The organism is Nocardia sp. Tas62D01 (genome assembly GCF_055232035.1).
Genome location: NZ_JBUYUZ010000001.1, coordinates 9208184 through 9225766, shown reverse-complemented (window position 1 = coordinate 9225766; position 17583 = coordinate 9208184). Strand labels below are relative to the sequence as shown.

The 17583-nt window shown below is 65.0% G+C and carries 7 protein-coding genes and 1 pseudogene; 2 read left to right on the top strand and 6 right to left on the bottom strand.

Going from position 1 to position 17583, the window contains the following annotated elements; genetic code table 11:
- Positions 1 to 7 precede the first annotated feature (7 nt).
- On the bottom strand, positions 8 to 1447 hold the full coding sequence (locus ACV7NQ_RS44855) for an acyltransferase domain-containing protein (protein WP_463365039.1): 1440 nt from the start codon (positions 1445 to 1447) through the stop codon (positions 8 to 10).
- A 125-nt stretch (positions 1448 to 1572) separates the two neighbouring features.
- Between ACV7NQ_RS44855 and ACV7NQ_RS44850 the strand changes: the two genes are divergently transcribed.
- Positions 1573 to 1998: a winged helix-turn-helix transcriptional regulator gene (locus ACV7NQ_RS44850; RefSeq protein WP_463365038.1), complete on the top strand. Its 426-nt coding sequence runs from the start codon at positions 1573 to 1575 to the stop codon at positions 1996 to 1998.
- Positions 1999 to 2169: 171 nt separating this feature from the next.
- Positions 2170 to 3622, top strand: a pseudogene (gene tnpC, locus ACV7NQ_RS44845) (IS66 family transposase).
- Between the two features lie 66 nt (positions 3623 to 3688).
- On the opposite strand, the gene ACV7NQ_RS44840 reads toward tnpC, so the two are convergent.
- The 5 genes from ACV7NQ_RS44840 to ACV7NQ_RS44820 form a co-directional block, all read right to left on the bottom strand.
- Positions 3689 to 12052, bottom strand: coding sequence for a phosphotransferase (locus ACV7NQ_RS44840; protein WP_463365037.1), 8364 nt, complete (start codon positions 12050 to 12052; stop codon positions 3689 to 3691).
- Entirely contained in the window at positions 12049 to 13719 is a 1671-nt protein-coding gene (locus ACV7NQ_RS44835; protein WP_463365036.1) for a WXG100 family type VII secretion target, read from the bottom strand. Before ACV7NQ_RS44835 ends, ACV7NQ_RS44840 begins: the two co-directional genes overlap by 4 nt.
- A gap of 21 nt (positions 13720 to 13740) precedes the next feature.
- Positions 13741 to 14157 (bottom strand): YbaB/EbfC family nucleoid-associated protein, encoded by a 417-nt coding sequence (locus tag ACV7NQ_RS44830; RefSeq protein ID WP_463365035.1) that lies wholly within the window; start codon positions 14155 to 14157, stop codon positions 13741 to 13743.
- A 4-nt stretch (positions 14158 to 14161) separates the two neighbouring features.
- Positions 14162 to 16243 carry a hypothetical protein gene (locus ACV7NQ_RS44825; protein WP_463365034.1) on the bottom strand — a complete coding sequence of 694 codons (2082 nt, stop codon included), beginning with the start codon at positions 16241 to 16243 and terminating at the stop codon, positions 14162 to 14164.
- Between the two features lie 246 nt (positions 16244 to 16489).
- Entirely contained in the window at positions 16490 to 17527 is a 1038-nt protein-coding gene (locus ACV7NQ_RS44820) for a sigma-70 family RNA polymerase sigma factor (protein ID WP_463365033.1), read from the bottom strand.
- Between the last annotated feature and the right edge of the window lie 56 nt (positions 17528 to 17583).

Here is a 17583-nt window from a genome sequence, read left to right as displayed (position 1 = left end):
ATGCGCCTCAGGCCGCGATGATCAGGTCGACGATCCGGCCCAGCGTGTTGTGTTCGCCGAGTTGGAAATTCGAGGGCCGCGGCGGTAGTCCGTACTGTTTGCCCACGCGCCCCAGCAGCTCGGTCTGTTTGACAGAATCCACGCCCAGCTCTGCCTCCAGGTCCGTGTCGGCATCGAACACTTCCGTCGGATACTCCAGCGCGTCGGCATAGAGCGTCACCAGCTCACCCAGCAACTCCGAACGCGACCGTCCGTCTTGGTCAGCGGCAGCAGCCACGAGCACCGGTGCCACGACCACCGGTGCCGCGTCCGCGGTCTGCGCATCCAGCCAGTCCGATGACAGCGCTACGAATTCAGCTCGGACAAAGTCGGCGACGCGCTCACCGCGTACTTGCCAGAACCGCTCGAACGCCTTCGCGTCGACACCCGGTAAGAGCGCGCGACGCAGGACGTCATGGACGCTGCCCGGTGCGATCACGCCGGCACGCGTCAAACTCCCCACAACAGCCGAGATTGTCGACGTCGGCAACAACGACGCGACTGCCAGATGCTCGGAGCCGGCAACCAGGCTTCGCACGATGTTGGTCAGTGCATCCAGCGCGCCGCTTTCCACAAAGACCTTGACGCCGTCCGCGTGCACCGCACGAATCGCATCGGCGAAGTGCACTCGCTGCGTGAGATGGTTTGCGAGCTCCGCGGTGAGGTCATCGGAGTCCTGGTAGTTGCGCCCGAGTATCGGCGAGTAGACGTCGAGCGCGAGCGACCGCTGCGGCAGAGCCTTGATCCGCTCGGCGAAGCCGGCTGCAGCGGCAGACAACACGGGGCTGTGAAATGGGTATGGCGACTTCAGTGTGCGAGCACTTATCCCGAGTATCGCCGCGATCGCACTGACCGCGTCAACAGCGTCGCGGCGACCGGAAACAACCGTCTGGCCCGCATGATTCTCTACCGCGACGACGGTATCGGAATCGCCGACCAGGGCGATGATCTGTTCGGCCCGCTTGGTATCAGTGCTGAGAGCGGTCATATATCCGTCGACCACGCCCGCTTGACGCAAAGCGGCGGCGCGGTGGCAGACGATCTGCGCGCCGTCTGCCACCGAGAAGGCCTCCGCCGAGACCAGTGCGGCGATCTCCCCGAAGCTGTGCCCGATCAGCACTGCTGGTTCCAGACCTCGCGAACGAAGTAGCCGGTACGCGACGACAGACGTTCCGTAGATCGCCAACTGCAGCAAATCCGGAGCGTCTGCGAGAAGCTCGTCAAGGCTCTTCGCATCGGTATTGAGCAAATAATCCGACACGCGTTCACCTAGGACCCTCTCGGCGACCACATCGATATCGTCGAGCACCTCACGTGCTTCCGGAAAATAATGCTCGACATCAGCAAGCGCGCCCCCGAAGTAGGCACCTTGACCAGGGAACAGGACTGCGGTTTTATCGATTATCATCGACACTCCTCGAAGCGCTTGAAATGAGGGCAGTCTCATAACACCCTCTTACAACTTGCAGTTTGCAAGTAGTACTTTAACAGTGCCACTTGCAAACTGCAAGCAGGTTGCGATAAGCTAACGGAATGACCAAGCAACCGCTCAGGTCCGAGTGTCCGATCAACTACTTGACGCAGATCCTGGGCGACAGGTGGAGTTTGCTGATAATTCGCGACATACTTTTGAGCAGCAAGTCGACCTATGGCGAGTTCCTGGCATCCAGCGAAGGGATCTCGACCAACATTCTCGCCACCAGACTTCGTGAGCTCGAGGATTCAGGCCTGATCAGCCGAAACATTGATCCCGACAACCACTCGAGGTACCGCTACGCGGCGACCGATCGCGGCCTCGATCTCGCGCCACTGCTAGTGGAGATCATCTTATGGTCGGCCAAGTACCGTCCCATACCCGACGAACGCAAAGACGCCGTGGCACTAGCGCAGCGGGACAAAGAGCAACTCATCCGCGACATCCGCAACCACGCGCAGTCCGGCCGCGCCACGACGGCGTAATTCACCGATCGCTCTGCATTGACGCTGACGCCCTAGGTTGTGAGATCTGTCGGCAGACCCTGCGTTCCTAGTGGCCGGCCTGTCTAGCCAATGGTAGCTATTCACCTGTCCTGCTTGGTGTTTGATGGGGTGGCGTGTGGTATGTCGGGCGGGTTTGCGTAGGGTGGCGGGGTGTCCGATTCGCCGACCTACGAGCAGTTGATGGCGTTGGTGGTGGAGTTGAAGTCGGTCGTCGCCTCGCAGGCGGATCGGATCGCGGAGTTGGAGCGGCGGTTGAATGCCGATTCATCGAATTCGGGGCGTCCGCCGGGCTCGGATGGTCCGTATGACAAGAAGCCGGCCAAGAAGCGGTCGTCTCGGTCCCGGTCGGGGCGCAATCCCGGCAAGCAGCCGGGGGCGTCGTCGGTGTCGCGGTCGCTCAGTGATGATCCGGATCGCAAGATCGTGGTGCTCGAACCGGAATGCTGCCGTGGCTGCGCGGGGTCGTTGGACTCCGCCGTCGAGGTGGGGCGTGAGAGGCGTCAGGTGGTCGATGTCGCGCCGGCCCCGGCACCGGAAATAACCGAGTATCAGCGTGTTTCGCGCTCGTGTGGTGGCTGCGGCACGGTCACGGCGGTGGACTGGGCCGATATCGGTGGCCATGCGGCGGTGCTGGCAGGGGCGGGGTCGCCGGTGCGGATCGGGCCGTTGACTTTGGCGCGGGCTGCTCTGCTGACCTGCGGGCACTACTTGCCGGTCGGGCGAACCCGGCAGTTGTTTACGGCATTGTGCGGCTTGGATATCGCGGTCGGGACCATCGCCAAGGTGCGTGGCCGCGCCGCCCGGTTGCTGGAGCGCGAGTGGATCGGCCACATGCGGGGATTGCTGGTGTCCGCGCCGGTGTTGCATGCCGACGAGACCACCGGCCGCGCCGCGGGCGCGCTGTCCTACGTGCATGTCGCCTGCACCGAATATCTGACTTTGATGCATGTCGGTTGGCCGGACCAACGCCGACATCGACGCTGGCGGAGTCCTCCCGGCGTTTACCGGTGTCCTGGTCCGTGACGGGTACTCCGGCTACCAACACCTTCCAGCCGTACATGCCTGGTGTGGAGCGCATTTGGTCAGGGACCTGCGGTCGATCAGTGACGCCGACGCCGACGGGCAACTGTGGGCCACGGCCATGGCCGGCTGCCTGCTCGACGCTCACCACGCCGCGATCACCGCCCGCCGTAACGGCGAGGCCGCCCTCACCCCCGAGGCGCTCGCGCGTGTTCGCAACCACTACCTCGGAGCACTGGCTCACGGCCGCGACGAAAACCGTGCCAAGACAACAACACTGGCCAAAGACGCACGCACCCTGATCGGCAGGTTCGCCAAATACGAGGACATGATCCTGCGGTTCGCGACCGATCTGACCGTCCCCTTCACCAACAATGAAGCCGAAAGAACCCTTCGACCAGTCAAAATCCAGCAACGAACATCCGGCGGAGCGTGGCGAACACTGCAAGGACTCACCGACTTCGCCGTCGTCGGCTCCTACCTCGACACCGCAACAAAATGGGGCAGAGACAAACTCGACGTCCTCACCCAACTCTTCACCACCGGCCCTTGGCTGCCCGCTGCACTCACCCCAGGTGAATAGCTACAGCCAATGCTGCAAACAGTCCGTCGAAGCCGATGTTCATCCTTGCTGTTAACTCGGTGTCCACTACTCGGGGGGAGTCTCACGCGATACTTCCCGCCTACCCCGCCTGAACAAGCCGCGGAGCACTGTCTTACCCCACCTGAACGAGCCGCCGAACGCTGTGGCTGCCGCCATGGTTCCGACGACAGCGGCCTCTATCCATCCTGTCGTGACGATGCCGAATGCACTTAGCAGAACGCCGCACAGCGCGGTGCCAAATACCGTCCCGACACCGAAGCTCAGTCTCATTGCGCTGGTAGCTCTGCCGCGGACCTCCTCAGGGAAGGCATTCCACTCGTATAGGCCACGGCTGTTGTTCAGCCCCAGGCCGACCACGGAGATGGTGAACCCGCTCACGGCCAGAACGAATGGGTTGGTGGTGAGCGCCTGGAGAACGACGGGAACTGTCCAACACATGAGCCCCCAACGAAGCAGGGTTGGGAAGCTGAAATTCTTGTACAGTTTTTTCGGCAGGTTACTCCCGACCAATCCGCCGATGATGGCCCCACTCAGCACGCCAAACTTTGCCCACCAAGGCATGCCGGAGTCTCCGAGCAATTTCACTGTTCTGAGACTGATCCCAGCAAAGGCGAGGTTGGTGATCGCCACCACCGGGGTCGATTTGCGGAGGAACGAATTGCCCCAAACCGTGCGAACACCTTCCCTAAACCCTCCTCTGGGGGTCGCAGAGATATTTAGTCGATGCTCTGAGAAGTAATTTCGCAGTCCCCACAAAGTCGCCAGATTCCACAAGAATGATATGACGTCCACCGCACTCGGCAACGAATAGGTTATTCCCATAAGGGCGGTGGCGGCGGCAGTCCCCAGGAGGCCGGAGATATATGGCTTCATGTTGAGTTTTCGAGTATTTTCTAGTGCGTTCTCCTTGGTGAAGAGTCTTTTTACCGTGTTTCCCATAGCGCTCTCGTAGATTTTGCTGGCAGCCCCCTCCACGAACACCGAGGCACCGAGCAACCAGCCCAGAGGTGCCCCCGCGACGCCCGCGAAGATCCCAGCAAAGGCGAGGAACGCCGCACCAAGACCGACAATCTCGGCAGCCATCATGGTTCGCCAACTGTCGAGGCGATCGGCGATTATGCCGGCCAGAGGTTCGGCCAGAAGACCAGATATTTTGCCTGCGGCCGCGATCAGGCTAGCGACAATTGGCGAGCCGGTCAACGCAAAAGCAAGCAGCCCAAGACAGGCAGCCTGAGCGTTGCCACCAGCGCTCGAGACCGTGCTGCTCCTGATCAGCATTTTTATGACTACCGCGTCCGACGGCAATGAACGGGCTGCGACGCGATGCTCTGACTGATCTGGCCCCTGGTGCACCGACTCCGCGGCCGTCGCCTCGATATCGCCCGTCTTTGGTGATGCGTCGAGTGTTCGGGAGGGGTCCCGGACCGGATCGGCAGTCTTCCACCCGCGTTCGTTTGCAATGGGGTCGTTTTGTTCTGCCACATAGAGCGGGCCGTCGAGGTCGATGTCGTCGGGTTCGTCAGCCGCGTCGCGGTCTGCGCCGATAGCCGGTGTTTCTTCCTCGGTGTTGCGGTCCCTGTCCTGTGATTCGGCTGTAGGGTCGTCGGCGTTAGGGGGTGTGCGGGGTGGTGGTTGCGGGACCCAGTTCACAGGGTCGCCTTGGCGGTCACCGTTGTGGTGGAAGGCGAACTGGTTTATCAGGTGCTGTGGTCGGTTACCGCCGACGAGACGGTGGCGTTCGGGGGCGAACGGGTTGAATCCGGGGTGGTGGAACGCCTCGATACCGAGGGAGGGTCTGTTGACGCCGGGGGATTTGGGGGAGGTGTGGACGGGTTTGTCCGATGGCGAAAGCTGCGGCTGGATGGACATGCCATCGCCGTCGGAGCCGACCTGCTCGTTCGAAGCGGCCCGTTTCCAGGGCGTCGGCGTCGCAGCGCCTGATACAGGCTGCGTGGCGCCCTCCGCACGGCGTGGGTCCGGACTTGCCACGTCGGTGCGGCTCCAAGGGGTCGACGGACCGGGTGATGTGGGGGACTGTTGCTGGCTGGCCCGCGGATTCGGTGGCTCGGCTTGCGGAACAGCCGACTCGGCAGATTCCAAGCGCGCGGGACGTCGGGCGTCACCCTTCTGCGTCACCCACGCTTCGGGCGGGTCGTCGTGCTCGGCGTCGGGCGACACCTGCGGCTGCGCCGCCTGATTGGGGTTACTGGGTCCGGGATGGAGATTGCCCGGCTGCCGGTGGGCGGCGTGCGCTGCCGGAGTTTCCGGTGCGGGCGGTACAGCAGCGGGTTCCGTGGCGGGCCGGTTCGTGACTCCGGGCGCGACCACCGGGCCCGGAGCTCCGGAACCACCTGCGGCGGTCGATGTCGGCGGTCCGCCGGGCCCAGGCGTGGCACCGGAGATGGCGTAAGGGCGCGCTCCGACCCGCAGAATCTCGACAATGGTGTCGAGGGGAATTCGCTCGAGGCCCCAGCTACGCTCCCGGCATTCGAAAATGGCTCGTGCAAGATTGTCGATAATGGCTTCCTGCTGGGCCAAGGTCATAGGGGACGTGATCAGTTTGATCTGGTCGTTGATGGTCCGCTCTACACGATTGAATTCCCGATGGGTTTTCCAATTCGGGCCAGCGGTGACGCTATCAAATATTTCAAGGGACCTGAATTCCATGGTCGCAATTTCGTGGCCGGGATCTCCGAAGCGCGCCAGCTCCCAGTCCAGGAAGATGAACAGACCACTGGCGGTGAGGATAACGTTCCCCGGGTGGATATCGGTGTGCAGCAGTTCGGACCGAACCTCCACCATGGGATATTTGCCGGAGAATAGGTGGGCGAATGGCTCAGCGGGGGTGGTGAGGCCTGGGAATGCCGCCTCCATCAGGGGCCGGTACGCCGCGAGGACGCTCATCGTGTGCTCGACATTGGCGCGGACGAATCCCTCGGTGTCCCCGTCTGCAGGCGAGCCAGGGGGCGGCTGCAACAGCCCTTCCGGACGTACCGGCCGCAACATGCGCCGGAGGTCCTTGACCTGATGGATCGCCAAGTTTTGCAGCCCGCCGAAATCCCTGCCCGTCAGGGGACGGCCCTCGCTGTACTGCTGGAAATACATCGTCTCGGACGCGCCCAGCGATCGTCCGCTGGGTAGCATCAGCGGCCCTTGAAGCACACCGAGAAGCTGGGTCACTCGACCGGGATCGACATGCGGGTTGATGGCTTCCAATACGTTATGTTCGGGGTAGACCCGCCGGTCGATTTCGGGGTAGACCCGCCGGTCGATGCCGGCGAAGTCCTTTTTCTCCCGCACCAGGACACCAGGATCGCCCTCCGCCCACTTGACTCTGCGCAGCCGATTGTTCAAGCCTTGCATCTCTTGACCGTGCGACAGATCCGCGAGCTCGAGTATCGCGAACATCTCCTCGTCGGTCATGAATTCAAGATGATCCGACTTACTGCCGAGCGGGCGGTACCCGCTGGACAGCCGCAGGTCACGGGCGAGTGCTGAGCGCCGCCGCGCAAGGGCTGCCGAAGCCCGGGAACGGGTGGGACCGGACTTGCCCGGTCCGGGCGGAGCCTGCCCGGCGGCTCGGGGCACCATGAGCGAGGTGACTATATACCCGCGCCCGACGGCGTACCGGCCCTCTAGGACGTTCGGCAACGGCGGGTCGATTACGATCCGCCCCTGAATGTTCACGAGGTTCAGGCGTGCCTGGAACGTGCCTGCGGTCGGATTGCCCTCGGCCGGGGCGAGCGTGATGTGGATGTCTCGGCTGGGGTTGACCACCGTGTACAGCGACGCGGGAAACGCGTGCATGATGCACGATTTGGCGGAGAACATCACCGCGTCCCACGCCACGCCTGCGTGGTCGCCGACCTCGGCAAGCTCTTCCAATTCTGCGGTGCACAGGTTCGCCTGCCGCCCGAGGTCGGTGAAGGGCTTGTTGGACTCGACCTCGACGCCGACCGACCGCGCCTGCTGCGCGTCTGCCACGACGGCAACATAGTATTGCTGCTCGGGCACGACGTCGTGGTCGCGGTCGTGGGCCCCGGCGATGCTGCCGACCACCCCGTCCGGCCACATCGGACGCCCAAATTCATCGGGCAGGAGCGTCTGGTCCCGGCCGAGCAGGCTCAACGCCAGGTGTGCACTGGTCCAGAGGTTGGCGGCCACCCGCGAGAGATTGCCCGGCCAGTAAGACTCCAGCGCAATTTCTTCGAGGTGCGGCAACACGTTTTCTGGGACATCGCCCCAGAACTCGACGCCGCGCACACCCTCGGGTAGGACCTGTTCGAGCAGCGACGGCCAGGATGCGTCGGGTGTTCGGGAGGGGCCCCGGACCGGATCGGCAGTGTCCGACCCGCGTTTGTTTGCAGACCACGGCGTACTAGGCGCCGGCTTCTTGGGTTTATCGTTCCCGCCTGCCGATGCCTGGGCCATTGGGGTCGGGCGGATCGTCTGCACCGATCGCTTCGGTGGGTGCGCCCGTTGCGCGGGGGGTAGGCCACCTACCCTGGGGAGGTCGGTGTTGGGGAGGTATTCGAGGCCGTCGAGGTTGTCGTGGTTGGGTTGGGGGCGGTTGGTCGGATCTGGTGGTGGTGCGCCGGGGGTGTTCGGGTTCGAGGGAGTGGCGTAGCGGGCGGATGAGGGGGACTCGTCTGGGCGTTTCTCGGTGGCGGGCGGGTGGGTTGCGGGTTCGGCCCGGTCGTGTGGCAACGCTGGTTCGACGTCCGGTGCTGTTGTCGTGTTCGGGTCGTCGGCATTGTTCGGGTCGGCTACGGGGTTCGGTGGCTGTGGGCGTTGGACCGGAGGCGTGGCCGGTGGCTTTGTCGGTTCCGAGGAAGGCAGGTGCGGGTTGAGGGGTATGGCGTTTTTTGGCCGGCCGTCGGGCGGGGTCGGGACGCTGGGGTTCGTGTAGATGGTGCCCGGCGGCTTGATGAAGTCCGGAGGCATTTCCATTGGAAAGTCCTCGGGACGTTTGTTCGGGTGGGGATGTTCGGGTGGTGTGCCAGTCGGTATCACAGACGGTTTTGGGCCGGGAAACTGCTCGGGCTCGCTCTGGGGTTCGTCGGTGTCCACATTGGTCGGTCCGCTGTTGGCCCCGAATGGTTGCATCGCGGTCATCGGTGTGCCCGCGGTTTCGGGGTTGCCGTGCAGGCTCGATGTCAGTGGCTTGGTGGGTGGTATCGGTGTGGTCGCGGTCGGGTGCGCGGCAGGACTGTTCGTGTCGATATTGGAGTGCGCTGGAGTCGATGGCGTGAGGTCGGATGCGGCGTGTGTGTTCGAATCGGCTGTGGGGTGTGCTGGTGCCGCGTTCAGGGTGGATGCCGGCGGGTTCGTATGTGCCGCAGTGGCGTTGGGTTCGGCGATGCCTGCGGATGCGACGTCAGCTGTCGCGGTGGGTGTGGTGGTCGGATGGGGTGTAGTTGAGTCTGGGTGTGTCGTAGTGCTGTTGGGTTCGCTGGTGGTTGCGGATGTGGTTTCGGGTGTCGCTGTGGGTGTTGGGCTCGGGTGTGGTGTAGATGAGTTCGGGTGTGCCGCAGTGTTGTTGGGTTCGCTGGTGGTTGCGGGTGCGGTGTCGGGGGTCGCCGTGGGTGTGGCTCTTGGATGCGGTGTTGTCGAGTTCGGTTGTGCTGTAGGCCTGTTCGTGTTGGTCGCGTGGTTGACGGAACTCGCCGACGGTGTGGGTTCAACCGCTCGTGGTGAGGCCACCAGTGGGACGTGGGTGTTCGTGTCGGGTGGTGTTGTCGGTGGTGGGGTCTCGTGGACCGGTGTCGGCGTAGGCGTGCGCGCGGCGGCGGAGTCCGCGGTGCTGGGGTCGGATGCGGCGGGTGGTGTGTTGTCGTGACCGGAACCCGGCAGGTTCGTCGGTTCTGCGGGGGTGTGGACACCCAGTTCCAGCTCACGCCTGAAATCCGCCACGATGTTGTCGAAATCGAGGTTAAGGAGTTGCTCCAGGCCGGCGAGGTTGTCGTCTGGTGCTGGCCCTGTGGGTGTTTGTCCGGTTGCCAGTCGTAGTGCTGGTTGTTGGGGGGCTGCCTCGTCTGCGGCGGCTGTGAACCGGATCGCGTGGGCGCTGAAGACGTGGGGTGAGACTTTGGTCAGCCATTGCCCGACCGCGTCGGGCAATTTCTGCTTGGTCACGTCGCTGGTGCGTTGTCCTTGTTCGTCGACTTCCCACCACCGGACGTGGTCACCGGAAAACTGACGGACGATGTGGCCGACTCGTTCGTGGAGCACGACCTGGCCGTCGGTGTTCCTGTAGAACACGACCGCGTGCGCGCCGGCATCATTTTTGAACTGCAGACCGGCCGAGAGGGTGTCGCCGGTGTTTTTGACGTGGGTGACCATCGCCTCCGTCGAGGGGAACAGTTCCCAATCCGCGTGGTGCGCTTGCGCATACAGCTCACCAGGGACTCCCTGTGTACCGGCCTTGGCGAGTATCGACGGGTCGATATTCGGGTTCCGGGTCACCTTCGCGGTCTGGGTCGCCCCTTCGAGGGCGCAGTTACGTGTGCCCGCGTCCACTTGATGGGCGGGCACCAACTCCCAGCCCTCCGTGGCGGGTGCGCCATCGGCGAGGCTCGCACCGTTATCGGACCCGCCCGGGTGTGACGAATCACCCGGCAGGGTCCCCGATTCCGTTGGATGAGCCTGGTTACCACCGCCCGGGGACCTATCCCCGGGCGCGGGGGTGTGGGCGGGCGAGGGGGTGTGGGTGGGGTCCCCGACCTGGCTGCTGGTGTGCTCAACCAGCCCACCCGATCCGGTGGCCGGCGCCGCCGCCATGAGATGGTCACCTTGCCTGCCACGGGCGTCCACAACGACATCGGCGCCAGGCTTGCCCGGGACCGTACTGGTGGCACCGGGCTCGCCGTGTGGCTGCCCGGTCGCGGGATGCCCGGCCGACAAGCCCGGTTCCGCCGTAACGACAGTCCCGCCCGCCCGCATCGACGCCCCGCCGCCGGAGTTGCTGATCTGATCGGACACCGCCTTCCACGCACGCCAGTCCTTCGCGTGGCCGGACCCGGAGGGTGTCCCACCCGAGGGTGTCCCGCCCGAGCCTGATGGCGGGCGCGGCGCATCCGGTGAACCATGCTGCGGGCCTGCCGGTTTCCCCGCCGTAGGGTCTGCGCCACCGTTCGCGGCCGCGAGTTCGCGCAGGGATTTGTCGTTGGCCATCGCCCACGGTTCCTTGGGAGAGGCTTTCCACCACACACCCTGCCGGGGAGGCGAGGCGCTATCGGTAGGGACGACGCCGGGTTGCCGTGGTGAGTTGCTCTTGCTGGGGGAGGAACTGTTGGCGGCGTCTTGTTCGGGCCTCGGGCGTAGTTTCCCGGCGAGCTCGCCGCGGGTTGTGTTGCTCTGTTGCACAAGCTGCGGGTCAGGTCGTGGTGCCTGGCCCTCACCGGTCCCCGAGAGCTTCTCCGGGGCCACCGTCGACCCTCGCCCGACCGGTGCCCGCCCGGCGAGGTCTCCACCAACCGGGACACCGGCGGGGACCCCGGTGCGGGCGGCCCGCGCCGCGGAACCGACGGCACTGGCGATACCGGACGCGGCTCCGGTGATCGCCATCTGCGCCAGATTCTTGCTTGTTACCGGCCTGCCCGTCAGCCACGACGCCATCAACCCGCCAGCAACACCGCCGGCACTACCGGCAACACCACCGGTGGCCACCACCGCCAGTACCCGCCCACCCACCCGTTGGACCACAGGCGCGACCACCCGCCCCACCTCACCGGCAAAGAAACCACCCACACCCCCCGCGGCCGCATACACCCCCACCTGACCCCAGTCCATCGATGTACGACGGCCCGGCTTACCCCGTCCCTGCATGATCTGGAGGTATTCGGCACCCGCATACGACCCGCCTCCCAGCACCGCACCCGGGACTGCGGTACGTAACGCCACCGCGAAATGCGGATGCTTGTCGAAGAACGTGGCACGCTCGGCACCCAACCGGACGACATCATCAGCCCGCGCCAAGTTCATGGTGGTCTCGGTTTTGACGCGGTCGAGGGGCACCTTCGCCGCAGCACCGATCGCCAAATCCACCGCCACCCACGCCAGCAGGGTGATCCCGGCAGCCCACACCAAATAGATTTCCAACTCGAGTGAATTGGCGTTGCCGTACATCAGTTTCGCCATGCTGTCGCAGAAATCGATCATCGACTGCACATCGGCAGACTGCTGCCGCAACTGCTCACGGATCGCGTCACCCGTGCTACCGCCGATCGCCGCAGCGGCCTCCGCGGCGGCCAACTCCGCCAACCTGTCCCGCTTCCCAACCAGCTGCTTCGCTGGTTCCGCCCACCCGTCGGCGATACCCCGTATCGCGGCCGGGTTCCCCACCGGCATATGTCCGAGGACCAGATCCCGGATCCACGGGAACATTCCCGATGGAAATTCCAGATTCACCGGATATTCGACCGCTCACGCGCATGTTCCACCACAAGCCGATGCAGCGCCTTCGCTGGCCCGCACGCATTCTCGCCACGCAACTCGACCTCGGTGAACCCCGCCACCAAAGCCTCACGCGGATGGAACCGGCCGCCAATGATGCTGCGGCCACTCAATTGCGCACGCCACTCCCGGTAACCAGCCACCACCCGCGCTAACGTCTGGGCCCCCGCCCACGGGCCACTGATCCGCCGGTACTCGGTGATCAACGACCGCTGCGCCAGCTGCCGTGGCTGCCGGCCCGCTCCGGCTTCCAGGATCCGGCCCAGATCCGCGACGACGGTCGAATACATCGGCCGCTGTTTCGGTCCAGGGATCGGTTTACCTGATTGCTGTGTAGCAGAAAGCATTTCGGTGAGCTTGGCGCGATCGGCCACGGTGTTGCGATCGAGCAGGATCCACGCCGCCGTCTTCGCCCCTTCCGTCTTACCGGTCGGCCGATCCCAAGCCACCCGGGATATTTCGCCGGGATCGAGTTCGGTGATCTCGATCCCGCCGAGTTCGAGGAACGGGTACTTCCCGAGGATGCTATCGAGGGCCGCGGCGATCTCGTGGACGGTGATTTCCGCGATGCCGGAGGTGTCGAACCCGACGACGCGCAGGCCGTGCCTGGCGGCGAGTGCCCGCGCTGCGGCCAGGGCCGCGTTGTCGGTTGCCACCTGGATGCCGGCCGGTTTGACCGAGACACGTTTCGGGTTGCGGGACTTGGGATCCCGGCGTGACGGGGCGGGTTTCGCCGCACCGGGTTGGGCGTCGTTGCGGCGTGGCGCGATAGCCTGACCAGGTGTCCCAGAGCCGGGAGCCGACCACGGTGTGCCGGCGACGTTCCGGGGTGCGGGTGTCGCGGCTTGTCGGCTCGACCATGGTGTGCCCGCTGCGCTGGTCGTCGCCGGGCGGGCACCAGCGGGGGCAGGCGCGGCGGCGGCCGGGGTAGCAGTGCCCTGGGCGGCTTGGGGTGTGCCGCCCGCAACGGCCTGCGGTGTGCTGCCCGGGGCGGCTTGCGGTGTGGCGCCGGGGGCGGTGGCGCTCGGGTCGAGCTGCCCGCCGTCGGGTGTTTGCGAGCTATCGACCGGGTTGGTGCCGGTGGATCCCGGTTGCTGGGACACATTCGGGTGCCCAGCGGGCTGGTATCCCGGCTGCCCGGATGCGACGGGGGAGTCCGACGACCCCGCAGACGCGGTGTTGGTGTTGGTGTTGGACTGAGGAACGGAAGCCGACGGCACCGATTGCGGTGTCGAACCATTCTGTGCTACCGGCTGCCCGACCGGCGGGCTGGTCGAGGGGAGCCCGGTCGAACCGGAGCCGTTGTCCTGCCCGGCCGCGCTGACCTGGCGGGCGTTTTGCTGGTCCTGGTTGTTGAAAGTCTTTGTGGCATTAGCGATCCCGTCACTCAACCCGCGCATGTTGTCGACCAGGTTCTGGAAGCCCGTCAGGCCCTTCTTCGCTTCCGGCTGGTAGGTGTCGCCGATGACCAGTCCCGGCTGGTCTTTGCCCCAGGCCGCACCCTCCCGGTGCAGGGTGTCTTTCAACTGGGTCAGATCCTGCTGCGTGGAATCGGCGAGCGCGGCGAGTTCGTTGACCAACGCCTGCGCCAGGTCGGTATCAACGTGCAACGAATCACTCATGCCCGGCAACCCCTCAAACCCTCACCGGTCGTGCCCTGGTTCGCGGGGCTCACGCAAGCTGGGTGCCCCTGGCACCAGATCCGACAGATCCGGCATCGCGCCGATGGCAGCGGTGACCGGTGCCATGATTTCCCGGGTTTGCTCGAGCGCCAACCGCGCCGCTTCCCGTGCTGCCTCGGTCACCGACCGGCCGAGCTGCTGCGGGGTGTTACGCACGGCTTCGGTGGTGAACTGTACGTCGGTGACGACGCCGCCGGCGTCGGTGGTCACCTCCACCAGGCCATCGGCCGACTTCGCGGTGCACCGGGCCGCGTCCAACTTCTTCTGGACCTCCGACAGGAGGGCGCGCTGTTCGTCGATCTGGTTGAGGATGTGGTCTACCTGGTTGCGCATCCCGTTGTTGGCCGAGCGCAGCCCTTCCCGCTCCCAGTCATCCATCGCCTCACTCTCCTGCGATCTGGTCTGAGGCCACCGAGCCGTGGCGTTCGGTGAACCGCTGCTGGAACTCGGCCTGGTAAATCCCGGGCGCGATGGATGACGAGGAAGGCTCGAGCACGCCGTCGTCGCCGATGTAGAAGATCGCCCGGCCGATCGCGATTTGCCCTTCCGGCACCGGCACATACACCATCCAGCCGACGCTGAACCGCTCGGCGATCAACTGCGACAACGGATATCCCGTGGTATCCAGTCGCCGCCCCATGATGTAGTCCCGGACCCGGGAGATCGCCTCTTGCGCCGGCATCCGCTGCGGGGCCGGTGTTGCCAGACCGGCGAGCGAGTACTGGTAGAGGGCGCCGTCGGTATCGAAGCGCCCGTCGTCGCCGAACACCTCGACCAGCGTCGCACGAGTTACCACGCCCGCCTCGGCGGCGGACACCAGCGACACAATCGCATCCCGCGGATCGTCGCCTCGGTTCGTGACGAGACCCGCGACGATCCCGATCACCGTGTCGCGGGTCCACACACCGGGTACCGCCGCGGCACACTCCTGGGCCGACGGCGACTGCCCGCGATACCACCGGCCCGCCTCCCACCAGTAGCAGAACGACAGCAGCCCGGATGCGGCGCGCGGGTTCAGCACCGGGTCGGCGACCCAATCCGGTGCGCCCGCATACAGATCCGGCATCGGTGCGCCACCGTTGTACACCGCGGCCAACGTGGGCGCATGCCACACACCGCCCGACAGCACCGCGCGCCCGGCCGGGAGCGCATGCAGCGTCGCCCCGCTGTGCGCGCTGGATTCGAATACACCGGTCCACGGCAGCATCCGCGGGCCCCGCTCGGCCCCTGCGGCCACGAACGCCGCGGCGATCGTCGCCCACCGCGCCCACATCGCGGGGAACGGCGGGAACTCGTCCTCCGCCAACACCGCCCACACCTGGCCGGACCGGTCCGCGCGCGCCTGGGCGGCCGCCTGTTGTGGACTACGCAACTGCCGGTCGTCGTGACCGATATACGCGGCCAACCAGATCGGCACCCGCTCGCGCGGATACGCCGCGAGGTCGGTGCGGTACACCTGCGGGCTGAACAGCTGTCCCGGCGGGAACGGATCCTCGCCGTAGTCGTACTCGATCTCGATGTCGCCGGAAACGGCCAGCACCACCAGTATTCGCCACCACGGTCCCGCACCCGACCGTGCCGCGATCGCCCGTTGCTCCCGGACGATCGTGAATATCTCGTCCGACGGTGTCATCGACACCGTTTGCCCGCCAACGGAATACACGACATGACCGATCTCGGCGGCCACCGTGACCGCGAAGACCGCATCCGCCTGTTGCCAGCCCACAGGAGCCGGTGCCGCCAACGCGCGGGCGAGCGGGTGTTCGGAGTTCAGCCCACTCGATTCGCCTGCCACACGATCCTCCTTGCCGCACACCTTCGGCATACTCAAATAGCTCTCGGCTGGACCTACGCGAAGAACCGCGACCCCGACGTTGCCGACCGGTGGACCCGCCTGCTGCCGGCGCCGTTCAGCACCGACGGTTCGGCGTGCCCGGTGAGCACCGCAGCCAACCGAGTGGACACGTCGTAGGCGTCGGCGATACCGGTGTTCATGCCCTGGCCCGCGGCCGGGCTGTGCGCATCCGCGGCGTCGCCGGCCGTTGGTGTTCGATTGAGAACCGTAGGAGGATGGCACTGATCGGGGCACGGAACCGTTCTGCGCTACCGGCTGCTCGACCGACGGGAGCCCGGTCGAGCCGAAGCCGTTCTGCCCGATCGTGCTGACCTGGCGGCCGATTTGCTGGTCCTGATTGGCGAAAGTCGTTGTGACGCCAGCAATCCCGTCACTCAACCCGCGCAGGTTGTCGGCCAGGTTCCGGAAGCCCGACAGCCCCTTCTTCGCCTCCGGTTGGTAGGTGTCGCCGATGATCCGTCCCGGCTCGTCGTTGCCCCAGCACGCACACTCCCGCTGCAGAGCGTCGGTCAACTGGGCCAGATCCTGCTGTGCGGCATCGGCCAGTGCGGCGAGTTCGTTGACGAGCGCCTGCGCCTGGTCGGAATCTATGCGCAACGACTCACCCATACACCCGGAACCCTTCAACCCTCACCAGCGGCACCAAGAAAGTGTTTGTCCGTCCACGCGGTTGGCAGCGGTCGGTGTAGCCGTAGAACTCCTGGGTGATGCCGGTCGGGATGTACAAGCTGAGTTTCACGAGGAGGTCGGTCCTTTCCAGTGGTGAGCACGCGCGACGTACCGCACAGCAGCCCGAGGGTGTGCAGGGGTGTCTGGTGTTGAGACCACGCCCACACGGAAAAGGAATCGACAAAGTCAGCCGAGCGGTGCGCCGCTGTTGTGTCGTTTGTCATCAGCGCGTGGCTCGATGACCCCAGCAAAACCGAAGCGACCAACCAGCTGCGGATCGTGGAACGTCGTGATGCCGGTGACCTGATGGGAGTCGACCGACAGCACGACCACCGTGAACGGGGTGAACGGGTCCTCGAGATGCTCGCGACGGTAGGCAACCGCCGCGGGCTGCCCGTTGGCGATCGTCGGATACATCCGGTACTGGCCGGCTGTGGTGAGGACCCATTCAGCCAGGTGCGCTATACACCGACGCTTGCCCGACAGCCACGTGCTCATGGGGACCGACTCCAAAGTGGCGTCGTCTCGCAACAGCTCGGTGAGAGCGGCCATGTCGGCATTCTCGAACGCATCGATGTAGCGATCGAGAATAGCGCGGGCTTGCGGCGAGTCCGGTTCGACCACCACGTCCGCTCGGGGTGCAACTTCATCGAGTTTGGCGCGCGCACGTTGGAGCGCGCTTTTGACCGCAGGGATGCTCATGTCGAGTATGTCGGCGACTTCTGCGGCGGTGTACGCGAGTACTTCTCGCAGAATGAACACTGCCCGCTGGCGTGGCGGCAAGTGTTGCAGGCTCGCTACCAGGGCCAGTCGCAGACTTGATCTGGACACCACGATCTCGGCGGGATCGTCGTCGGAACTCTCGTATCGCTGGTTCGGGAACGGCTCGATCCACAGTGTGTCGGGAGGACCGGCAACAAAAGGCGCACCGAGTTCGTCACCGGCGGGGCCGAGCCCGGACGGCAGGACTCTGCGCCGGTTATGAGTCAACGCTGTCAGACAGAGATTGGTCGCTATCCGGTAGAGCCAGGCACGCACCGACGAGCGTCCCTGGAACGACTCCCAACCCCGCCAGGCACGCAGAAAGGTCTCCTGAACGAGGTCTTCGGCTTCGTGGACCGACCCAACCATCTTATAGCAATACGCTATCAATTCCTTTCGATGTCTCTCAGCATCGTGCAGAAACTCGTTCCGATCAGTGTCGCCAGAGGTTATCGGCCGCATGGAAGCTCCTCCAGGAATCGCGGTGTCGATATATAGACTCGCGCCACCGCCGAAGT

Bases quoted from the DNA above. Each gene is read 5' to 3' on its own strand.
- ACV7NQ_RS44835 (WP_463365036.1), bottom strand. From the start codon at position 13,719: ATGAGTGATTCGTTGCACGTTGATACCGACCTGGCGCAGGCGTTGGTC.
- ACV7NQ_RS44830 (WP_463365035.1), bottom strand. From the start codon at position 14,157: ATGGATGACTGGGAGCGGGAAGGGCTGCGCTCGGCCAACAACGGGATG.
- ACV7NQ_RS44825 (WP_463365034.1), bottom strand. From the start codon at position 16,243: ATGGGTGAGTCGTTGCGCATAGATTCCGACCAGGCGCAGGCGCTCGTC.
- ACV7NQ_RS44850 (WP_463365038.1), top strand. From the start codon at position 1,573: ATGACCAAGCAACCGCTCAGGTCCGAGTGTCCGATCAACTACTTGACG.
- ACV7NQ_RS44855 (WP_463365039.1), bottom strand. From the start codon at position 1,447: ATGATAATCGATAAAACCGCAGTCCTGTTCCCTGGTCAAGGTGCCTAC.
- ACV7NQ_RS44820 (WP_463365033.1), bottom strand. From the start codon at position 17,527: ATGCGGCCGATAACCTCTGGCGACACTGATCGGAACGAGTTTCTGCAC.